The organism is Zunongwangia atlantica 22II14-10F7 (genome assembly GCF_002094855.1).
GTDB lineage: Bacteria > Bacteroidota > Bacteroidia > Flavobacteriales > Flavobacteriaceae > Zunongwangia > Zunongwangia atlantica.
In genome coordinates, this window is the sequence record NZ_ARYN01000084.1 from 1 (window position 1) to 350 (window position 350).

At 53.4% G+C, this 350-nt stretch carries 1 rRNA gene; it reads left to right on the forward strand.

The features are described from left to right. Positions 1-350 (forward strand): 16S ribosomal RNA (locus IIF7_RS20670); the annotation flags it as partial.

Genomic DNA, 350 nt, shown 5'->3' on the forward strand with positions numbered 1-350 from the left:
TGGCTGTCGTCAGCTCGTGTTGTGAAATGTTGGGTTAAGTCCCGCAACGAGCGCAACCCTTATCCTTTGTTGCCAGCGGTTCGGCCGGGAACTCAAAGGAGACTGCCAGTGATAAACTGGAGGAAGGTGGGGATGACGTCAAGTCATCATGGCCCTTACGAGTAGGGCTACACACGTGCTACAATGGCGTATACAAAGAGAAGCGACCTCGCGAGAGCAAGCGGACCTCATAAAGTACGTCGTAGTCCGGATTGGAGTCTGCAACTCGACTCCATGAAGTCGGAATCGCTAGTAATCGTAGATCAGAATGCTACGGTGAATACGTTCCCGGGCCTTGTACACACCGCCCG